At 41.7% G+C, this 19,827-nt stretch carries 20 protein-coding genes; 15 read left to right on the top strand and 5 right to left on the bottom strand.

The genetic code is table 11. The annotated features are described in order from the left end of the window. Positions 1 to 109 precede the first annotated feature (109 nt). The 15 genes from ACLD6A_RS01670 (at position 110) to ACLD6A_RS01600 (ending at position 13,086) form a co-directional block, all read left to right on the top strand. Complete coding sequence (locus ACLD6A_RS01670; protein WP_375169483.1) at positions 110 to 2,167, top strand: AMP-dependent synthetase/ligase; 2,058 nt, start codon at positions 110 to 112, stop codon at positions 2,165 to 2,167. Between the two features lie 67 nt (positions 2,168 to 2,234). Beyond that, positions 2,235 to 2,723: a peptide deformylase gene (locus ACLD6A_RS01665; protein ID WP_004135050.1), complete on the top strand. Its 489-nt coding sequence runs from the start codon at positions 2,235 to 2,237 to the stop codon at positions 2,721 to 2,723. Positions 2,724 to 2,963: 240 nt separating this feature from the next. Next, positions 2,964 to 3,782, top strand: a complete 819-nt coding sequence (gene rpsB, locus ACLD6A_RS01660) for a 30S ribosomal protein S2 (protein ID WP_004126798.1) — start codon at positions 2,964 to 2,966, stop codon at positions 3,780 to 3,782. 102 nt (positions 3,783 to 3,884) lie between these two features. Continuing rightward, entirely contained in the window at positions 3,885 to 4,736 is an 852-nt protein-coding gene (gene tsf, locus ACLD6A_RS01655) for a translation elongation factor Ts (protein WP_004135048.1), read from the top strand. A gap of 170 nt (positions 4,737 to 4,906) precedes the next feature. Beyond that, positions 4,907 to 5,656: a UMP kinase gene (gene pyrH / locus ACLD6A_RS01650; RefSeq protein ID WP_004126813.1), complete on the top strand. Its 750-nt coding sequence runs from the start codon at positions 4,907 to 4,909 to the stop codon at positions 5,654 to 5,656. 19 nt (positions 5,657 to 5,675) lie between these two features. Beyond that, positions 5,676 to 6,230 (top strand): ribosome recycling factor, encoded by a 555-nt coding sequence (gene frr, locus ACLD6A_RS01645; protein WP_004135046.1) that lies wholly within the window; start codon positions 5,676 to 5,678, stop codon positions 6,228 to 6,230. Positions 6,231 to 6,280: 50 nt separating this feature from the next. Beyond that, complete coding sequence (locus tag ACLD6A_RS01640; RefSeq protein ID WP_410313398.1) at positions 6,281 to 7,306, top strand: phosphatidate cytidylyltransferase; 1,026 nt, start codon at positions 6,281 to 6,283, stop codon at positions 7,304 to 7,306. Between the two features lie 66 nt (positions 7,307 to 7,372). After that, positions 7,373 to 8,314 carry a prolipoprotein diacylglyceryl transferase gene (lgt, locus tag ACLD6A_RS01635; RefSeq protein WP_032841763.1) on the top strand — a complete coding sequence of 314 codons (942 nt, stop codon included), beginning with the start codon at positions 7,373 to 7,375 and terminating at the stop codon, positions 8,312 to 8,314. Between the two features lie 55 nt (positions 8,315 to 8,369). Next, positions 8,370 to 9,035, top strand: a complete 666-nt coding sequence (gene rpe, locus ACLD6A_RS01630) for a ribulose-phosphate 3-epimerase (RefSeq protein ID WP_004126825.1) — start codon at positions 8,370 to 8,372, stop codon at positions 9,033 to 9,035. Positions 9,036 to 9,149: 114 nt separating this feature from the next. Then, on the top strand, positions 9,150 to 9,755 hold the full coding sequence (locus ACLD6A_RS01625) for a CDP-alcohol phosphatidyltransferase family protein (RefSeq protein WP_410313397.1): 606 nt from the start codon (positions 9,150 to 9,152) through the stop codon (positions 9,753 to 9,755). Positions 9,756 to 9,770: 15 nt separating this feature from the next. Beyond that, positions 9,771 to 10,853 carry a DUF881 domain-containing protein gene (locus ACLD6A_RS01620; RefSeq protein ID WP_410313396.1) on the top strand — a complete coding sequence of 361 codons (1,083 nt, stop codon included), beginning with the start codon at positions 9,771 to 9,773 and terminating at the stop codon, positions 10,851 to 10,853. 2 nt (positions 10,854 to 10,855) lie between these two features. Beyond that, positions 10,856 to 11,188 (top strand): small basic family protein, encoded by a 333-nt coding sequence (locus ACLD6A_RS01615; RefSeq protein WP_004135038.1) that lies wholly within the window; start codon positions 10,856 to 10,858, stop codon positions 11,186 to 11,188. A gap of 1 nt (position 11,189) precedes the next feature. After that, positions 11,190 to 12,026 (top strand): DUF881 domain-containing protein, encoded by an 837-nt coding sequence (locus tag ACLD6A_RS01610; protein WP_004137217.1) that lies wholly within the window; start codon positions 11,190 to 11,192, stop codon positions 12,024 to 12,026. 18 nt (positions 12,027 to 12,044) lie between these two features. After that, entirely contained in the window at positions 12,045 to 12,485 is a 441-nt protein-coding gene (locus ACLD6A_RS01605) for an FHA domain-containing protein (RefSeq protein ID WP_004137215.1), read from the top strand. Next, positions 12,463 to 13,086 carry a MerR family transcriptional regulator gene (locus tag ACLD6A_RS01600; protein WP_410313395.1) on the top strand — a complete coding sequence of 208 codons (624 nt, stop codon included), beginning with the start codon at positions 12,463 to 12,465 and terminating at the stop codon, positions 13,084 to 13,086. The genes ACLD6A_RS01605 and ACLD6A_RS01600 overlap by 23 nt, the downstream gene beginning before the upstream one ends. 510 nt (positions 13,087 to 13,596) lie before the next feature. Here the strand turns inward: ACLD6A_RS01600 and ACLD6A_RS01595 are convergent. From ACLD6A_RS01595 to ACLD6A_RS01575, 5 genes are all read right to left on the bottom strand, one after another. Further along, positions 13,597 to 14,316 carry an HAD hydrolase-like protein gene (locus ACLD6A_RS01595; protein WP_410313394.1) on the bottom strand — a complete coding sequence of 240 codons (720 nt, stop codon included), beginning with the start codon at positions 14,314 to 14,316 and terminating at the stop codon, positions 13,597 to 13,599. 7 nt (positions 14,317 to 14,323) lie between these two features. Beyond that, positions 14,324 to 14,671 (bottom strand): RNA polymerase-binding protein RbpA, encoded by a 348-nt coding sequence (locus ACLD6A_RS01590; RefSeq protein WP_004126876.1) that lies wholly within the window; start codon positions 14,669 to 14,671, stop codon positions 14,324 to 14,326. A gap of 62 nt (positions 14,672 to 14,733) precedes the next feature. Next, a complete protein-coding gene (locus ACLD6A_RS01585) occupies positions 14,734 to 17,367 on the bottom strand; it encodes a DEAD/DEAH box helicase (protein ID WP_410313393.1) in 2,634 nt (877 codons plus the stop codon). A 15-nt stretch (positions 17,368 to 17,382) separates the two neighbouring features. Next, positions 17,383 to 17,721: a hypothetical protein gene (locus tag ACLD6A_RS01580; protein ID WP_004135025.1), complete on the bottom strand. Its 339-nt coding sequence runs from the start codon at positions 17,719 to 17,721 to the stop codon at positions 17,383 to 17,385. Position 17,722: 1 nt separating this feature from the next. Then, complete coding sequence (locus ACLD6A_RS01575; RefSeq protein WP_246905199.1) at positions 17,723 to 19,645, bottom strand: helix-turn-helix transcriptional regulator; 1,923 nt, start codon at positions 19,643 to 19,645, stop codon at positions 17,723 to 17,725. Between the last annotated feature and the right edge of the window lie 182 nt (positions 19,646 to 19,827).

The raw sequence follows: 19,827 nt of genomic DNA, 5'->3' as shown, positions 1-19,827 counted from the left end.
TGTAAAAATACGTTTATTTAAATCTTTTGTTCGCTAATAACAATATTAATCGCCATTTTTTGTACGGCTCACAGTCGTGTCGGCATCGTAATCAAGTACAATTAATAATATGCTCCGAGAATTTTCTGTAGAAGTAATTCACCCAACTCAAGACGGTGACACCATTTACTCGCTTCTTTCTAACCGTGCTATGCGCGATCCGCAAGGTATTGTTGCGCAGTGGCAAGATGACGACACTCGCCAGTGGCATGATGTTACTGCTACTGAAATGCTCTCCAAAGTAAGGGCTGTAGCTAGAGGTTTGATTGCTCTTGGTGTGCAGCATGGGTCAAAAGTTGTTATTTATTCTGCTACATGCTACGAGTGGGGTGTTGTTGACTTTGCATGCGCTTGCATTGGTGCAGTCAGCATTCCTATTTACGAAACGGATTCTGCTTTACAAGCTGCCGACATTATCAACGAAGTTAAGCCGGTTATTGCTTTTGCTGGTGATGATTCTCACGCACAATGCTTAGAGCGAGTTCGCCAAGATTATAAGCGTATTACTCTTAAAACCGTATTCAATTTCAAAGCAGGCGGTTTGGAAGCAGTTATTGACTTTGGTAAATCAATTAGTGAAGATGAGCTAAATCAGCGTGTTAGCGCTGTTAAAGCAGACGATTTGTCTACTATTGTTTACACTTCTGGCTCTACTGGAAAGCCAAAGGGAGCTATGCTTTCTCACCGTAACTTTACGCATATTGTTTTTGCGGGATACGATGTTCTTAGCGACATGCTTTGCAAACCAAATCGTTTACTTTTGTTCCTTCCTCTTGCTCACTGCTTTGCTAGATACATTCAATATGTTGCTATTGGCGCTCATGGTGTAATTGGTTATGTTCCTAACGCAAAGCATTTGCTCGCAGACTTGCGTAGTTTTAAACCAACATACTTATTAGGCGTTCCTCGAGTCTTTGAGAAAGTTTACAATGCTGCTTCTCAAAAAGCTGGCGCAGGTATTCGTGGCCGCATTTTTGCTAAAGCTGTTAAGCATTTTATTCAGTGGTCTCGTGACAACGTTGATGGCAAAGCTCACTCTTTGGCTTCGCGCATGAATCACGCTATGTACATGCGTACAGTTGGTTCTTCCATACGCTCTGCTTTAGGCCCTAACCTTTCATGGCTTGCTTGCGGTGGTGCTCCAATTAATGCTGATTTAGCGCATTTCTTCAACGGTCTTGATGGTATTACCTTCATTCAAGGTTACGGTATGACTGAAACTGCAGCTCCTTGCGTAGTTAATTTTGAGCACGCAAATCAGGTCGGTTCAGTTGGTCGCCCAGGTCCTGGAATCACAATTCGTCTTGCTGACGATGATGAAGTGCTTATTAAAGGACCTAACGTTTTTATGGGTTACTACAATAAGCCTGAGCTTACTGCAGAAGTTATTGACGAAGATGGCTGGCTTCATTCTGGCGATCTTGGTGAAATTGATGACGAAGGCTTCCTTTCTATTACCGGACGCAAGAAAGATATTATTATTACTGCCGGAGGCAAGAATATAAGTCCTGCTCCTATGGAAAGCATTATTGCGCAATGCCCACTGGTTTCTCACGCAGTAGTGGTTGGAGATGGAAAGCCATTCGTTTCTGCCTTAATTGAGCTTGATCCAGACATGGTTCGTTCATGGCTTAAGAATAAGAGCATGGATGTTGACTTATCTATGAAAGAAATCGCTAACAACGACGCTGTCCGCTCTGTTGTTCAGCAGTTTATTGATCAAGCAAATAGCACTGTTTCTAGGGCTGAATCTGTTCGCAAATTTGTTATTTTGCAAGATGAATTCACTCAGGATGCTGGAACTTTGACTCCAAGTATGAAGATTGTTCGTCCAAAAATACTTGCACGTTACGCAGATATTATTGAAACTCAATTGTATGCTCCAAAGCCAAACACGCGTCCTTTACCTGCAACTGTTAAGATTCTCGACAAAACTACCGAAACTGTTAAGCAGGCTCAAGAAACAGTTAAGCAAGCTCAAGAGGCTGTAACTCCTCGAGTCCGTCAAGCAATTGATCAGGCTGCAACTCATCTTAAGCATTTTGGTGAAGAAGCTTCCTCGGAATCTTCTGCGCAATCTCGCGATAATCAAGACAATCTCGATAATAGCGTACGCAACAACGAGTGAAATTAATTACTAATCTGCAATAGAAGATAATGTGTAATTAGTTACATTGTGATTAAGGAGTTTTTGCGTGGCAATTAGAAAAATTCGTGTTGTTCCAGATCCTGTTCTTAGAACACCGTGCGACGAGATTCGTGAGATTACGCCAGCTGTTAAGCATTTGGTTGAAGATTTGTTGGAAACTGTGAACGATCCAGGTCGTGCAGGATTGTCAGCTAATCAAATTGGCGTAAGTTTACGAGCGTTCTCTTATAACATTGACGGACGTATTGGCTATATTCTAAATCCTGTTCTTGAAGATTTAAGCGGAGAACAATACGACGATGAAGGCTGCTTATCTGTGCCAGGATTGTGGTACAAAACTCGCCGATATAATCATGCTCGCGCTCGCGGTATTGATTTAGACGGTAAAACCGTTGTTCTTGAAGGCGATGGTCTTATGGCCAGAATGTTGCAGCATGAATGCGATCATTTGGACGGTCATATTTATTTAGATAGGCTAGAAAAGGACGTTCGCAAGCAAGCTATGCGTGAGCTTCGTAACAATATGCGTTCCTAACTTTGACTGATTAAATATCGTATCTAGTATCTGATATAATTTCGCTTTGCGTGTCCATTTTGAGCATGAGTATTGTCGCGTTATATAAATGCTCGCTTTTTATTGTCTACAAGGACTCGCAAATACGCGCCATGTACGCGTCCGTTCGTGTCGGTCGGCTTGCGCTTAGACGTATGTTTAAGCCAAGTTGCATGCGAACAGACATGGCCAGGCAAGAACCGACAAGAAAGGTATATAGATATGGCACAGATTACCATGAGCGAAATGCTGAAGGCTGGTTTGCACTTCGGTCATCAGACTCGTCGCTGGAACCCAAAGATGAAGCAGTTCATTCTTACCCAGCGCAATGGTATTCATATCATCAATTTGTTCAAGTCTCTCGACATGATCGACAAGGCTTATGACTTCATCAAGCAGACTGTTGCTCACAATGGCACTGTTCTCTTTGTGGGCACTAAGAAGCAGGCTCAGGAAGCTGTACAAAATCAGGCAACTCGCGTAAACATGCCATATGTTTGCGAGCGTTGGCTTGGCGGTATGTTGACCAATTTCCAGACCGTTTCTACTCGCGTAAAGCGCTTGAAGGAACTTGAGGAAATGGACTTCAGCGATGTTCGTGGATCCGGCTTGACCAAGAAAGAACTTTTGCTTCTCGAGCGCGAGAAGGACAAGCTTTCCAAGCAGCTCGGTGGTATTCGCAACATGAACCGCACTCCATCTGCCATGTTCGTTGTTGATATTAACAAGGAAGCTTTGGCTGTTGAAGAAGCTCATAAGCTTGGTATTCCAGTCGTGGCAATCGTTGATACCAACACTGATCCTGAAGCTGTTGAGTACCCAATCCCAGCTAACGATGATGCTATTCGCGGCGTTGAGTTGTTGACTAGCTTAATGGCTGATGCTGTAGCTGAAGGTTTGCTTGAGCATGCTGGTAAGGGCGCTAAGTCCGAAGGTAATGATGCTCAGCCAATGGCAGCTTGGGAAAAGGAATTGCTCACCAAGGAAGGCGAAGCTGAAGCTAAGCCTGCTAAGGAAGAAAATACTGAGGCAAAAGCCTAGTAAGCTAATTTGCAACCAGATTCTTAAATTAAAGCTGCAAAATCCAATTAATTATTTGCTTTTTGCAGCTTTTAAGAATCATATTGATACGAGGAGAACAAAATGGCAGCAATTACTGCAGCGTTGATTAAGCAGGTGCGTGAAGAAACCGGCGCCGGCATGATGGACGTTAAAAAAGCTCTTACTGAAGCTGAAGGCGACGTTGCCCGCGCTAAGGAAATCATCCGCGCAAAGGGTATTCAGGCCGCTGGTAAGCGCGAGGGCCGTAAGGCTCAGGAAGGCACCATCGCTTCTAAGGTTGTTAAGTCTGCTGAAGGCGAAACTGGTTATGCAGTTGAGTTGAATTCCGAAACTGACTTCGTGGCAAAGACCCCTAAGTTTGTGGAATTCTCTAACACTGTTCTTGACCATGCTGTTGAAGCTAATGCTTCCACTACTGAAGAAGTACTTGCAGCACCAGCTGATGGCGCAACTGTTAAGGAATCTGTTGAAGAAGCAGCAGCTTTGTTTGGTGAGCACGTCAAGGTTGGTCAGGTTGCTAAGGTAAGCGGTCCACACGTTGAGATTTATGCTCACAAGAAGTCTGTGGAATTGCCTCCAAGCATCGTTTCCATGATTGCTACTGACGAAGCTGGTGCAAAGGTTGCTCACGAAGCAGCTTTGCAGATTTCCGCTATGGGTGCTCAGTGGCTTCGCCGCGAAGATGTTCCAGAAGAAGTTTTGGAATCTGAGCGTCGCGTTGCAACCGAGAAGTCCTTGGCTGAAGGCAAGCCAGAGAAGATTGTTCCAAAGATTGTTGAAGGTCGTATGAACGCCTTCTTCAAGGAAACCGTTCTTCTTGAGCAGACATACGTTAAGGATCCATCCAAGAGCGTTGGAGACTTGTTCAAGGAAGTTGGCGGTACCGCTTTGGCATTCGCTCGTCTTGAGGTTGGCAAGGGCGCTGCTGAATAAGCATTGCTTATGCTAAGAATCTATTCTGATTCTTAAACTATTGGGCTGTGTACGTTTTGTGCGCAGCCCTTTTTATTTATTTGACAGTTTAATGTGTGTTAAGTGTCGCGTTTTATAGATAAAATAGCAAAGATATACTTGCATTCGCCGTGATGACTGGAGGAATCTGTATGGCAATTGCACAAGCGGAGGAAAGCAAGTCCCGTAGGGTTTTATTGAAACTTTCAGGCGAAGCATTTGGCGGCGGCGCTGTTGGAATTGATACTCATGTTATTCGAAGAATTGCTGGGGAAATCATGACTGCAGTGCTTGAAGGTGTTCAAGTGGCTATCGTTGTTGGTGGAGGTAATTTCTTTAGGGGAGCAGAGTTGCAGCAGGCTGGTATCGATCGTAGCCGTGGTGATTACATGGGTATGTTGGGTACGGTTATGAATTGTCTTGCTCTTCAAGATTTTCTTGAGCAGGCAGGGCAGGCAACTCGTGTACAAACTGCTATTACAATGGGACAGGTTGCAGAGCCTTATATTCCATTGAAAGCAATACGTCATCTTGAGAAGGGTCGCGTAGTTATTTTTGGTGCTGGCGCCGGTATGCCATACTTCTCAACAGATACTGTTTCTATTCAGCGTTCTTTGGAAATCCATTGCGATGAAGTTTTGATGGGTAAAAATGGCGTTGATGGAGTTTACAGTGCGGATCCTCGTAAAGATCCGTCTGCTCGAAAATTCGTAACATTGAACTATCAGCGTGCTCTTGTTGATGGTTTAGCTGTAATGGATGCGTCCGCACTTTCTATGGCTAGAGATAACAATCAAAAAATTCGAGTGTTCGGCTTAGAGGGTGAAGGTAACGTAACTCGTGCTCTTGTTGGCGAACCTATTGGTACATTAGTGTCTGACGCAGAACCAACATTTGCCTAAATATTACAAAGGAGAACACATGTCAGCAATTATTGATCAAGCAAAAGAGCAGATGAATAAGTCCGTGGAAGCTACTAAGGAAAATTTCATGGGCATTCGTACTGGTCGTGCTAATCCTGCTTTATTAAATGGAATTATGGTTGACTATTATGGTGCTCCAACTCCGATTAAAGCCGTAGCTTCTATTGGCGTTCCAGAGCCACGAACTCTTTCTGTTACTCCTTTTGATGCTTCTCAAGCGAATGCTGTTGAAAAAGCCATTCGTGATTCCGATTTGGGAGTTAGCCCTAACCGCGACGGCAATGTTATTCGCGTAACTATGCCGGAGCTTACTGAGGAACGTCGCAAGGAATACGTTAAACTTGCTAAAAACAAGGCAGAAGAAGGCAAAGTAGCTGTACGTAATATTCGTCGCAAAGCCAAGGAATCTATTGATAAGTCTGTTAAGGATGGAGAACTTGGTGAAGATGAAGGCGATCGTTTACTTAAGGAACTTGATAAACTAACTAAGCAGATTACTGATTCTTTGGATGTTTTGCTTGATGGTAAGCAAAAAGAAATTATGGAAGTCTGAGTTTTAAAAGTTTTTCTTAGATTTTTGTAATCAATCTGAATGGGTGTCGTATGAGTCAACAAAAGCAGCATGATTTTGTAAACGAAGTAAATCAAAAGCGAGCTGACTGCGCTGCAAAAAAAGCAGATGCTACTTCTACTAATCAGGAAGAACGCGGCACCCATGAAACTTTAACAGACATAAATCGCCGAACTGGACGCAATATGCCTCAAGCAATTGCAACAGCAGCAGTTTTGGTTGTGGCGATTATTGCATGCTTACTTATTAGCATTGATGTTTTTGTTGTATTAATGGCTGTTTTTATGGTTCTTGCGTTGTGGGAGTTACACGTTGATTTTGCAACTCTCGGATTGCGTATACCATTTGTAACTTTGTCGCTTTGCTCTCTTGTTACTATTTTTTCAACCTATTACGCAAAATGGCACGCTGTTGCGATGGCTAGCGGAATTACAGCATCGTTACTTCTTACTGTAGTTTGCGCAACTCTTAGTAGCACTATTTCTACTCGAACAATGCATGCTGTAGAAAAAAAGCTTAATGGGTCTAATTGCTCATCCTATGAGCATACGCTATTTACAAATATGTCTGTTTCTCTATTTGTAGTTTTGTACATTCCGCTTTTAGCATCCTGCATTGTTCTAGCTTTAACTAATACTCGTTATGCTATTGCTCATGCTATGCTTCTAGTGTTTTTGCCAGCATTAAGCGATACTGGTGGACTGTTTGCTGGTGCTTGGCTTGGTAAGCATAAGCTTTCTCCGCGTATTTCCCCAAAGAAGTCTGTTGAAGGTTTGATTGGCTCTATGCTTTTTGCTGTTGTTGGAGCGTATGCAATTACTGCAGGTTTTTACGGTTCTTCTTGGTTTAATTTCTGGTGGATGCCGCTAGTTATGGGCATTTCTTCAGGTATTGTTGGCACTTTTGGCGATTTATGCGCATCTATGCTTAAGCGCGATATTGGCATTAAAGACATGGGCCATCTGCTTAAAGGGCATGGTGGAGTGCTAGATCGTGTAGATTCTATTTTGCTTTGTGGTCCTGTTCTGCTTGTTCTTGTTCATCTTGCTCATTTTTAAGCATAGAATCTTGAATATTGTCAATCTTTAGAATCTCAATCTTGGGTTTAGACTAATATCGACGCCATGACAGTCTGTTTTATTCCATCGCCAAGTATTTCGCAATTTTCACTTGGGCCTATCAATATAAAGTTTTATGCGCTTTCTATTCTTTCAGGCATATTGATTGCAATGTTTATTACCAATCGTCGTTGGAAGCGCGTAGGTGGTGATTTTAATCAGATTCTCGATATTATTCTTCTAAGTCTTCCTGTAGGCATCGTTGGTGCGCGCTTGTACCACGTAATTACAACTCCAGAAAGATTCTTTGGACCTCATGGTGATTTCTTAGAAATTTTTAGAATTTGGAACGGTGGACTTGGTATTTGGGGAGGAATATTTTTAGGCGCGATTGCTGCATGCGTTTTTTGCAAGCATCGCAAATATCCTGCCGGGTTGCTTGCGGATGCTGCTGCTCCTGCAATACTTATTGCACAAGGCGTAGGTAGGCTTGGTAATTGGTTTAATCAGGAACTTTATGGTGCTCCAACAACATTGCCTTGGGGTTTGAAATTAAACTATAATGCAACTCAAGCTATTGGGCATGCTGAGCGCTGTTACGATGGTTTAACTTGCCCGGCTGGAACATTATTCCATCCAACATTTTTGTATGAAATGATTTGGAATTTCATTGGTGCAGCACTGCTTATTTGCTTTGGTAAAATGCTTATGGCTAAATTAAAAGCAGGCTCATTATTTATGTTGTATGTTATGTGGTACACGCTTGGTCGTGTTTGGATTGAGGCTTTGCGCATTGATTTTTCGCATGTTTTCTTAGGTGTGAGAATTAACGTATGGGTTTCTATTATTGTTTTTATTTTTGCTGCAGTAGGATTCGCTTTACTTCAAAAAAGTAATACTACACGCGAAATGTTAATCGAACGTCTTATTGACATTACTTCGGATGAGCGTGAGCGCGAAGAGCAAAATGTTTCGTCAAAGAAAATAAAATCTACTTCAAAAAAGTAGTATTAGGTACCGTTTTTTAGCATTCTAGTCTCTTGCATTTCCTAGAATAGAACACATGAATATACAAATAGCACCTAGCATTCTTTCCGCAGATTTTTGCAATCTTGAGCGAGATCTTGACGCAATATCGAATGCGGATCTTGTTCACGTAGATGTGATGGATCATCACTTTGTACCGAACTTAACTTTGGGAGAGCCAATTGTTAAGCGCATTTGCGAAGTAACCAAGCTTCCAGTTGATGTTCATCTTATGATTGAAGATCCTGATCGTTGGGCTCCAGAATATGCTAAGCTCGGGGCTGCTTCTGTAAGCTTCCACATGGGTGCTACTCATGCTCCTGTGCGTTTAGCTCGCCAGCTTAGGGATATGGGTTGCAAAGCATGCTTTGCTGTTCGCCCTGCTGAACCGGTTGAACCTATTTTCGATATTCTTGACGAATTTGATATGGTTCTTATTATGACAGTTGAACCAGGTTTTGGAGGCCAGAAGTTCTTGAGCAATCAGATGAATAAAGTTCGTCGTTTGCGTGATGAAATTACTCGCCGAGGACTTCAAACTCATATTCAGGTAGATGGCGGAGTTAGCCCTTCTACGGCTGCTACAGTTGCTGAAGCTGGAGCTGATGTGCTTGTGGCTGGATCTGCAGTTTATGGAGCTGAAAGTCCTGCAAAAGCTATTGAAGCTATTAGAAATACTGCTCAAGCCGCTTGGCGTGCATAGTTGTTTGTATTGGGGCATCAAAAGTGCCCCAATATTTTAAATCTTTTGTAACAACTTTTTGAGCATATAAATATTTGTTTCAGTACACGCAAAATATGTGATTAAGGAAGAATTATGGTTAAGTTCGTGATGAATCAGGAATACAGTCCTAAGGCGATGAATCGCGTTCTAACTGTTCCTAATCTTATTAGTTTTCTTCGCATATGCTCAATCCCATACATAGCTTGGCTTATTACTAAGAATCATATGATTCTTGCGTTGGTTGTTTTAGCTATTTCTGCTTTTTCCGATTGCATTGATGGTTATATTGCTAGGCGCTGGAATCAAGTTAGTAAATTAGGTCAAATTCTCGACCCTATAGCTGATCGCCTTCTGATTATTTTCAGTACTGTAGCGTTGGCAATTGCAGCAATAATACCGTGGTGGGCGCTTGTATTAGTGGTTCTAAGAGATGTGATTATGGCAGCTTTGGTGGTTCTTTTGGCTCAACATGATTACGGACCGTTACCTGTTAATTTTGTTGGTAAAGCTGGGACTGCTCTTATTATGTTAGCTATTGTGTCTCTTATGATTGTATATGCTGTTAGCACTGAGGCCATGTTTGTGCTGTATGCTGCCGCTATAGCTTGCGGAATATGGGGTATTGTACTTTACTGGTATGCCGGTTTGCTTTATTACAGACAAGCCTATGTGCTACTTTCTGGTGCAAAATCTAAGTAAACTATGTAGGTTAATATGGCTCAAAATAGTGCATTAGATAACGCTCAGAAAGATTTTGAAGAAGAGAAGTCTGCTAAGATTTCTAGCTCTTCTAGTGTTTCTAGCATTTCTCGCGTTTCTAGTGTAGATATGCCTGAGTCTTTTGCAGCGTTGGAAGGTATTGCGTTATCTCGTCGTCGCGCACTATTCTCCAAATCTTTTACAGATCTTGAATCTCACCATGTTGTTCTAACTGCAGATCGTTTTGCGCATAGTCACGATCGGCGTAGGTATATAGATGATTATGCTCTTCGTCTAATTGACGACTTAACCAATAGGCCTGTTGACCCGCTATTTATGGATGCTCGTTTAGGCAAACAGCCTGTTAAACCATGGCACAAGTGGTTTACGCGTATCATTGTTTTTATTATTTGTATTGCTATTGGGACTGTTGGTAGCCAGTTTGTTCGTAAGCTTCACACGGATCCAAGAAAAGCAATACGCTCTTCTTTAGCGAACGAGTTAGTTGGTTATACGAATCGTTTTGATAAGCTTGTTAAAGAAGTAACTCAGCTTAGAAATAGTGTTGATCATGAATCGCAGCGTATTACAACTGCTGAGGAAGACGAAGTTAGTAAATCCGACGATATGGTTAACGGTACGCATGCTGTTGAAGGAAGTGGAGTTACTTTAACTATTGCAAATCCTCTTTCTGCTAGGTCTGACACAAATAGTGGTTCATTGCCTAGGGAAAATAACGGTGCTCGTATGCGTCTTGTTACCGATAGAGATATTCAAAGACTAGTTTCAACATTATGGGAAGCTGGAGCTGAGGCTATATCTGTTAATGGGCATAGAATTGGCGCTCAAACGTCTATTCGTATTGCTGGTCAAACAATTCTTGTTGGTGTTAATCAAACACAAAGCCCTTACGTTATTGAAGCAATTGGTGACACGAATGAATTAATGCGAGCATTTAATGCAGCAAAACGTGTACGTTGGTATACTTCTTTACTTAACGCAGGTATTAATCCACAAATTTCACCTTCCAGGGTTATAAAACTAAACGCAGCTAGTACAGGTGATATTAATTTTGCTAGCGAAAGAAATAGGAGATAAGCATGGCAGCAATTCTAGGCTTGATTTTAGGCGTGCTAATTGGCATTGTGGTGCATCCAGATATTCCTATTGTCATTCAACCATATTTGCCAATTATGGTGGTTGCAGCATTGGATGCATTGCTTGGTGCGGCTCGTGCGTATTTTGAGCGAAACTTTTCGGATAAAGTTTTCGTTATTTCATTCTTCTCAAACGTTATTGCAGCGACTTTACTTGTTTTGCTTGGGAACCAGCTTGGTGTAGGCGCTCAATTGCAGACTGCAGTTATTGTTGTGCTTGGTATTCGAATATTCTCGAACGTTTCTGCAATTCGTCGCTTTATTTTCAGGAGTTAATATGCGACCACTGTTTTCTAATGCTTCTCGAGGGGATGACATTATTCATAAAATGCGCAGACAGAATGCTCACGATTCTGAAAGCGATGCAATTCAAACGGGTTCGTTTCCTGCTGTTCGCCGTAGAGTAAAGCCGTCTTTAAGCGGTCATATTACTTACACGCGAATATTTACCGGACTTTTAATGATGCTTCTTTGTGCTCTTTTAGGATTTGCTTATATGATTCAAGTTAATAGAAGCAACTCTTTACTGTATGAAACAATGAGCGAGGAAGAATTAACTCGACTTATAACCGAAACGCATTCTCAAATTCAGAGTCTTGAAATGAGAAAAAGTGAGTTGACCGGTCAGCTTGATTCTTTAAAGCAGGCAGTTAATAAGCAGGATGAGGCGCGAAGAATTGCGCAACAAAACGCACAAGCCAATGGTCTTATTTCTGGTCGTCTTCCAGCTGTTGGAAGGGGTATTATTATACACATTACAGCAGGAGAGAAGGAAAATATTGACGCCGCAACCATGTTTCAGCTTGTGGAAGAATTGCGAAATTCTGGTGTAGAAGTTATGTCTATTAATGATGTTCGCATTGTGACTTCAAGCTATATTTCGCAAACAAAGCATGGGCTTTTATGCGACGGCATTATGATTGATCCGCCATATATTGTTAAGGCAATCGGAGATCCGCAGAATCTTCAAAATGCTGTTAATATTGCTGGCGGTGTTGGGTCGCGTTTGAAGATTAAATTTGGCTCTTCTGTTTTGGTTTCTGTGCCAGATGAGGTAGAAATTACTGCGACACGCGCGCCAAAACAGTACGAATATGCAAAACCCGTCGAGTAACAAGGTAGAATAGCAAGTATGACTGAACCAATTCCTACCGCTGGCGAAACAACTATTATTGGTATGCCAGCTATTCATATTCCAATGAATACTACTTCGGATCGTCCTTTGCAGCAGGATGATTTTGACACAATATCAAAATTGCTGCCTGGAACCGCATTGTTGATTTCAACCAGGGGAGCGGTTTCCGGTTCTCGTTATCTTCTTGACGAGGATTTGGTGTCAGTTGGTCGCGATTCGCATGCTGACATTTTGCTCGATGATTCAACTGTTTCTCGCTCTCATGCAGTGTTTAAGCGTGTTAACGGCGTTTTTAGCATTATTGATGCTGGAAGCTTGAACGGAACTTACGTAAATCGTGAAAGAGTGGATGAAGCTGTGCTTCATAATGGTGATGAAATCATGATTGGTAAATTCCGACTGGTATTTTTCGCTCATGACGCAGTTACAGTCCGATAATTCTTCTTATGCTGTTCAGGGGGAGCTTTTTGGTTTTTCGCTATCATCTGATCAGCTAGGATATCGTGGTAGCGTTGCTATGAAGGTTGCTGGTATTACTTACCGGCAGTTAGATTATTGGGCGCGTAAAAGCATTATAGAACCTTCGATACACGCATCTAATGGATCTGGTTCTCGTCGTTTATATTCTTTTAAGGATGTTGCGATTATGGCAGTTGCTAAAAGACTGCTTGATGCTGGCGTAAATTTAGTAAATGTTACGACTGCTATTATTTTTCTCAATCGTTATTCTGAGGATCGTTTGCGCAACATGACGATTATTTGCGACGGACAGTCTGTTCAAGAATGTGATGATAATCAAGAAAATATGCGTCGTATGCTTGCTTCTGGTTTCGCTGTATTTGCTATTGCTGTTGGGCGTATTGTGGCGCGTGTAGAAGATGATTTAGCTTTAGAAGCATCTTCTGAAAATACTAAAACAGAAGACAACAAGAAAATTTCTGGTAAATCTGCATCTAAATCTAATTTAAAATCATCTATTACAAAAACTTCGTTGAATAAGCATAGTTCTTGGAATCTCGTTCAAGAAACGTGGGGATAGGCATGCTTGTAGCTGTTAGTATCGCTATTATTATGTTCTGGTTTGCATCAGTAGCGTTGTTCTCATATAGTCTATTTGCTTGCTTACGTTTTTTAGTAAGATCTCAAAAAAATGCTTATTCTAAATCAAATATAAATAAGCAAAATTCGGTTCGCTTAATACCTTGGAACATTGTTATTACGCATTGTTGTGGGTTGCCGTGTGCGATGATTGCATACATGCTTTTGCATTTTGTTCGCGATTTTGGATTTGTTTACAATAATTATTTCTTATTAACGGACTCAACTTTGATTCCTTCATACGTAATTATTATCGTGCTTATTCTTGCAAACGTTTCTACAATGATATTTTGTTCATACAGAAACTTAAAAGCATAGATTATTTTTAAATAGGGTTAGGGATGTAAATTAGGTGAGATTTTATTGCTTACTATAGTAATTTGACATAACGTACATTATCGGATAAATATCAGGTAATAATATACGCTCAAAAGTCTTATTAAAGAATAAGTTAAGCGAAATATTCTAAAACTGCTGTGCTTAATTCGCTTACGTCGTCAATAATTCTGTAAGATCCGTGTGCTTTAAGCTCACCAGGCTCAGCGTAACCCCAAGCGCATCCCAAGCAATCTAATCCGCATTCTTTTGCGCCGTCAGCATCAGTCCAACGGTCGCCAACCATAAGTGCTCTGTCTCCTTGAGACGCATCGTAGCCTATTTGATTGAATACGTAGCGAATAACTTGCGCTTTAGTAGTACGCGACATATCTCTACTTGCGCCATAAATTCCGTCAATAAGATTGTTAAATCCAAAATAATCGCAAATTGGTTTCATCTGATATTCAGGCTTGCAAGATGCGGTTGCTAAATAAAAACCTGCTTCGCGCAATTTAATAAGCTGCTCAGGAATACCGTCGTATACTTTGTTGAGCAAGCAACCTGGAATTTTGCTTCCAGGAATATTCGGATCGTCAAATGTGGCAATCTCAGAATAATATTTGCGATAAATAGCAAGACCCTGCATCTGCAGATTTTCAGGAACTTTAATTCTTTGGAAGGATTCTAAAATAGACGGTCCTATAAAACGTTGCATTTCAGCATCGTCAGGAATAGGCTGACCTAATTCTTTCAAAGCAAGCTTAGCGCAGGTAATAATGCCTACGTCAGACTTTGTTAAAGTGCCGTCAAGATCTAACAGCACAACATTTCGTGAGATTTTTCTCGAGTTCATCGAGCAATCACTCATAGTCAGGAATCCAGCCTTCGTGATGCATTTTCAAACGCTTATCTAGTAAAGTCTTTAATTCGTCTTCACTACGGCGCTCAAGCAACATATCCCAGTGTGTGCGAGACGGCTTGTTAAAATCGTCGTCAGGACGGTCGTCTTCGCCTTCGCGATGAGCAATCGAACCGCAGCGGCACTCCCATTCTTCAGGAACATCAGCACCTTGAGCAAAAGGAAGTATTGTGCGGTGACCCTTTGGGCACACATATGCCACATCCTCGCGTGCAGCAAAATCCACATTATCGTCAGATTCCAAAGATTTTGCACCAATGCTCATACCGCGTAAACTGCGTTCTGCCATAGTATCTCCTTATGTAGTACTTTATAAAACTACCTAATTGCACGGACTAGCTGTTAAAAATGTTAAACATCCGAATATGCTACAACGCCACGGTTCATAAGTAATGCAGCCTCGTGAGCGTTAGAGGCAAGATTTTTATCTACACCGCTTATAGCTTGTAAATACTCTCCTGCTGCGTAAAGTTGGGTAAGCAAATCAATAAGACGTTTTGCTTGACGAACAAAATCTCCGCCAGTATTGTCTGTATTTTGCAAAATGTCGGCTAAATCTGCTCCTTGAGCCCAATCGTACATAATATCAACCGCACCAAATTCAAGCGGTCTTAAAGCTGGAAGATGGGCGTTTGCGCACAATGCGCTGGTTCTAATAAATAGTTCCTTCATGCGCGAAACAGTTGTAAATACCGCTCCATTTTGACCACCAGGGTATCTTTTAGGCTCTACGCCTGAAGCTCCCCTAGATTCGTACACTAAAGCAGATAAGCATGATAATAATTCAATAGGCGTAAGATTATTAAAAATTCCTTCGCAAATTGCTTCAGCAAAAACAATATCTAGTTCGTTATATAGTCTTCGCAACAATTGCCCGCGATTAGTAAGGCATAAAATATTTTGCTTGTTACTATCTTTAGAAGATTGTAAATAATCTAAACTGTAAAGAACATCGCAAATATGGTCAAAAGTGCGAGCAACAGAACCAGTACGAGATTCATAACGTTCACGCACTTGCTCAAGCTCCTTATGTTCGCGCATCCAATGGTATCCCCAACGTAAATGTTGTTGAATATCTGGGCATGAAGCGCAAGGATGCTTTCTTTCTTCTTCGCGAAGCAAAGAAATAGTGTCATCTAGCTTCTTAAAAGCTGCACTTCGTTCAGCATCCGTCTTAAATAAAGTGTGCTTAAGCTTACGACGCTGATCATGCTGAGCTTCTTTAAGTTTCATGCGCAGCTGGAGAAACTCAGCAAAATCCCCTTGTTCACAGTGAAAAGCTTCCTCATATCCTCTAAGAGCTGTTTCAAGCTCGTTCATGCGACTATGTAAGCGTTGAGCTGAAGCATTAGCTTCCCACTGTGCAAATGAGCAATCTAAAGTTGTGCGAGCAGTATCCGCATCGCTTGAATGCAGCAAATTAACAGCCATATTAAACGTTGGCACGAAGCTTGAATGTAAAGGATACACGCGCTTACTAGAAAGTGCTGCAGCTTGAGCTGGCACAAAATCAGCATGATCGACTAATACAGCATAACCAATATCGTCAATTCCGCGCCTTCCAGCACGGCCTGTAAGCTGTGTAAATTCGCCTGGAGTAAGAGGAACATGACCTGTGCCATCAAACTTTACTAGCTTCTCTACTACAACGCTTCTTGCAGGCATATTTAAGCCCAAAGCTAGTGTTTCTGTTGCAAAAACAACTTTAATAAGTCCGCGTTCAAATAGTGTTTCAACAATATGTCTAAATAATGCAATCATTCCAGCGTGATGAGCTGCAAAACCTTGTTCAAGCGAAAATCTGAATCTTTCAAAAGAAAGTGCATGCAAGTCTTCTTTTGAAAGTTGATTTGCAACCATGTTGTCAACGATTTTGCGAATTTCATACATTTCATCATCGGAAGTAAGAATTAATCCAGCATTCAAGCATTGCTGAACAGCCTGGTCGCATCCTGAGCGAGAAAAAATAAAGTAAATTCCAGGAAGCATCCCTAAGTAATCTAATTCGTCAATAACAGCCCAACGTTTAGGAGTATGTCGGCGAGTAGATTTATCTGACTCGGCTACTCCCCTTCTAACAATACGCTTTTTGCCTTTTCTATAACGGTATTTGCTGTCACTGTATGAATCCTGACGTCTACGAGCACGATGCTCCCATTCGTTAAGTTTCCTAGTTAATGCAGGATTTACGCGTTTAGTTTCGTTTCCTTTATTATCGCGGTCATACAAATCTAATAATTCAGGCTCAGTTCTGCCATCTTCTTGAATAACAACATGCCTTTCAAGAGGTACAGGCCTGTGCTCATCTACAACCAAATGTGTTGTTCCGCGCACAGATTCAAGCCATGCGGAAAAATCTTCTACATTAGAAACAGTTGCAGATAAACCGATGATTTTCACTGTTTTAGGAAGGTGAATAATAACTTCTTCCCAAACTGCTCCGCGGAATTTGTCTGCAAGATAATGAATTTCGTCAAGAATTACAAAGCCAAGAGAATTAAGCGTAATAGAGTTTTCATACAGCATATTGCGCAAAACTTCAGTGGTCATAACAACAATATCTGCTTCAGGATTTACAGATGTGTCTCCTGTTAGTAAACCAACATTTTTAGAACCGTATTGTTCGCAAAAATCATGATATTTTTGATTGCTTAAAGCTTTTATTGGCGTAGTGTAAAAAGCTTTTACGTTACGCTGTTGAGCTAAAAATACTGCAAAATCTGCAACAACAGTTTTTCCAGCACCTGTAGGAGCAGCAACTAGAACATTGTTTTCAGCTTCCAGCGCATCAATTGCTTCACGCTGAAAATCGTCTAAATCAAAAGGCAAAGAACGTTCAAAATCTGCGGCCATTGAACGCTCATGCTTCATAACTTCACGAAAAGCAGCAAAACGTTGAGCAGGAGACAATAAAACGTCACCGTTTTTGCAGTTATCTGTTTGTGAATTATGCAAAATATGCCCCGCGCTATCTTTATTGTTCAAATTGTTTTATGAGCTTTATAGTTTAATATCTTCTTCTCGAAGAGATTTTTCATCCCAGTGTTGCCATATTTTACGATGATTTTCGCGAATTTTTTGATGGCGTTCAAGCACTTTTTCTCTTGTTTTCTCATAGCGCTCTGCGGCTTTTTGAATAGGCAGAGTGAAAAGAGGATCTTTAGGCTCGTCGTCGTTTTCATTGGACTCGTTCAAAGCTTCAAACTTAGAGGCTGCACTATCTGTAAAGTTAAAGAAAGCCTTGGCTAGTTTTATTGCGCTTAAAACAACTACCACTACTCCGGCGGCAATCATGCACAGCATAAACACTGTGATGACTAGCCAAATCCACCATGGCATATTACTCCTCCGAGTTCGTGCTATCAGCGTGATTAACGCTTAATTCACGCTGTGCGCGGGCAATAATCATACTGCGCAATGTTTCTGGAGCAACAGCAGTAATGTGGCGAGCGTGAGCAATACAGAATGCTACGAACCAAGAATCTGAAGAAACCGTAAGATGAACCTCAACTCCGTTTCCGCAAGGTTTAATAGTAGCTCCAGATAAATTCTTTAAGAAATTAAGCTCTGTTTCGTCAGTAGTGAAGCAGGTTTCAGTACCATTGTCAAAACTCCACTTACGAAGTTCGCTAACTGGAACGTCTGGAATTTCTAACTTAGATACAGGCTCAACAACTTCCGCACGCTCGATTCTAGCTACGCGAAGTACCTGCCAAATTCGAGGCAAGCCATTTGCTTTATTAATAGTCGTATCTTTAGAAACAAACTCGCGCTTATCTTCAGGTGTTTGATTCTCAACATCAGTCCAAACAGCAACGTAGTAAACGCCTTCATCAACATAAATTTTTGAAGGGGCCACAACTTTGCGTCGAATACAGCCAGCTCCATCGGTGTACTCCATATCCAACAAGGCGGAGGCATTGATAGCACTACGAACAATCGAGCAGTTGCGAGGCTCGATTTCGTAGCCTGTTAAGCTTAGCCAAGGAGTTTGGCCTGGAAGCACGTGGCGACGAAGACGCTTATACAACGATTCAGCTTGCGCTCGCTGTTCAACCGGTAACAGTAGAGAGTGCGCCAAATAGTTAGCAGACGCAGTTAGCATACTCAAATACTGTTGAGAAATGCCGGCAAGACGCTCCAAACCCAAAGAGTTTGTTGCAGAAACAATGCCCTCGTTTTCAAGAAGAGTCCAATCAATGTCAAAGAATTGGCTGCCTGCCATTTCACCATCGTCGGAAACAGTAGTAAGCGTATTAATATCTTTGTGAAGAATGGTAACGAAACGACGAAGCTCATCCTCATTCTTTGGCTTTCCAATAAAACGCTCAGCTAGTTCGTTTAATGGGAATTCTTCGCCAAGGTGAGCAGATAAGAAAAGCATCAAACGCAAACGACGGTCAACTTCGCTGCCCGTTTGGAAGGATGAGCCTTTCTTTGTGTGAGATTTATCTGCTTCAGCATCTTGCGCTTCAGAATTTTGCAAAGGTGCTTCGTTGTTTTCTTCGCTATCAAGTTTGTTATTTTCGTTGCATGCTGCAAAATTTACTGCTGCGTGCAAGCGACGGTGGAAAGCGTCAACTGCCTCTTGAGGGCTTACAACGCTTGAGCCTGGATGCTCGAGCACAAACATTGCTAAATCGTCTGCATCCGTATAAGCAACGTTTAAGTGTTCTCCGTCAACGTCAACTGTTGCTGCAAAACGACGAGAATCAATAACTTTCACCAAAGAATCAGGAAGCATTTGAGTGCCTAAACCAGGCGCAATAGAATCCAAACCTAATCCTGGAATAGGAGTTTGAGGAACTCGTGGAGCTGTGCGAGAAGCACGCTGTTGCTCATGCTGATCTGATTCTAGAGAAGAAATAGACATTGAGCGAGCAAGATAATTTGCCGCTGCCAACACTGGCAATTCAGATTGGTCAAAACGTAAACGTACGCGAGGCTCATCGCCTAATTGTAAGCGATACGAAGCAAAGTCTTGGCCTTCGGACTTCGATGAGTATTCAGGCTGCCTAGACTCGATTGCAATTCCCATGGCTGCTAGTTTTGCGCGATCTCGCTGGAATTGTTTTGCGAATGCTGCTTTTGCTGCTTGATCAGCAAGCTCGCCATAAGAATCTGCGTATGCTTTAACGCGTTGTGCAATTTGCCGCGAAGTCAGCCATTGCGGGAATGCGGAAGACAATACAGCGAGCACATCGAGCTCGTGTTTGCCCCATTTGTCGGAAAAACGTCGCCTTCCGTTGCTTCCTTCTACCATTGGTCCTCACGTATCATGTTTGAAATCTGTTTACTTATGTGTAAGTGCATGCAAAACTTGCAAAATGCAGTTTTATTTGCGTTGCACTATTACACAACCTTTTCTATTTTAATGGTGTTTTGCGGTACGTGTGGACATTTTTTGAAAAAAGTTACAATAATTCTATATTTTTTGTTCACACA

It is taken from the genome of Gardnerella sp. Marseille-Q9691 (assembly GCF_046507715.1).
GTDB lineage: Bacteria > Actinomycetota > Actinomycetes > Actinomycetales > Bifidobacteriaceae > Bifidobacterium > Bifidobacterium greenwoodii.
Note: the sequence above shows the minus strand (reverse complement) of the source record. Positions and strands in the feature narration are given on the sequence as shown.

What these genes read in the sequence shown, in the direction of transcription:
- ACLD6A_RS01670 (WP_375169483.1), top strand. Translation starts at nt 110, where the DNA reads ATGCTCCGAGAATTTTCTGTAGAAGTAATTCACCCAACTCAAGACGGT.
- rpsB (WP_004126798.1), top strand. Translation starts at nt 2,964, where the DNA reads ATGGCACAGATTACCATGAGCGAAATGCTGAAGGCTGGTTTGCACTTC.
- tsf (WP_004135048.1), top strand. Translation starts at nt 3,885, where the DNA reads ATGGCAGCAATTACTGCAGCGTTGATTAAGCAGGTGCGTGAAGAAACC.
- pyrH (WP_004126813.1), top strand. Translation starts at nt 4,907, where the DNA reads ATGGCAATTGCACAAGCGGAGGAAAGCAAGTCCCGTAGGGTTTTATTG.
- frr (WP_004135046.1), top strand. Translation starts at nt 5,676, where the DNA reads ATGTCAGCAATTATTGATCAAGCAAAAGAGCAGATGAATAAGTCCGTG.
- ACLD6A_RS01640 (WP_410313398.1), top strand. Translation starts at nt 6,281, where the DNA reads ATGAGTCAACAAAAGCAGCATGATTTTGTAAACGAAGTAAATCAAAAG.
- lgt (WP_032841763.1), top strand. Translation starts at nt 7,373, where the DNA reads ATGACAGTCTGTTTTATTCCATCGCCAAGTATTTCGCAATTTTCACTT.
- rpe (WP_004126825.1), top strand. Translation starts at nt 8,370, where the DNA reads ATGAATATACAAATAGCACCTAGCATTCTTTCCGCAGATTTTTGCAAT.
- ACLD6A_RS01625 (WP_410313397.1), top strand. Translation starts at nt 9,150, where the DNA reads ATGGTTAAGTTCGTGATGAATCAGGAATACAGTCCTAAGGCGATGAAT.
- ACLD6A_RS01620 (WP_410313396.1), top strand. Translation starts at nt 9,771, where the DNA reads ATGGCTCAAAATAGTGCATTAGATAACGCTCAGAAAGATTTTGAAGAA.
- ACLD6A_RS01615 (WP_004135038.1), top strand. Translation starts at nt 10,856, where the DNA reads ATGGCAGCAATTCTAGGCTTGATTTTAGGCGTGCTAATTGGCATTGTG.
- ACLD6A_RS01610 (WP_004137217.1), top strand. Translation starts at nt 11,190, where the DNA reads ATGCGACCACTGTTTTCTAATGCTTCTCGAGGGGATGACATTATTCAT.
- ACLD6A_RS01605 (WP_004137215.1), top strand. Translation starts at nt 12,045, where the DNA reads ATGACTGAACCAATTCCTACCGCTGGCGAAACAACTATTATTGGTATG.
- ACLD6A_RS01600 (WP_410313395.1), top strand. Translation starts at nt 12,463, where the DNA reads ATGACGCAGTTACAGTCCGATAATTCTTCTTATGCTGTTCAGGGGGAG.
- ACLD6A_RS01595 (WP_410313394.1), bottom strand. Translation starts at nt 14,316, where the DNA reads ATGAACTCGAGAAAAATCTCACGAAATGTTGTGCTGTTAGATCTTGAC.
- ACLD6A_RS01590 (WP_004126876.1), bottom strand. Translation starts at nt 14,671, where the DNA reads ATGGCAGAACGCAGTTTACGCGGTATGAGCATTGGTGCAAAATCTTTG.
- ACLD6A_RS01580 (WP_004135025.1), bottom strand. Translation starts at nt 17,721, where the DNA reads ATGCCATGGTGGATTTGGCTAGTCATCACAGTGTTTATGCTGTGCATG.
- ACLD6A_RS01575 (WP_246905199.1), bottom strand. Translation starts at nt 19,645, where the DNA reads ATGGTAGAAGGAAGCAACGGAAGGCGACGTTTTTCCGACAAATGGGGC.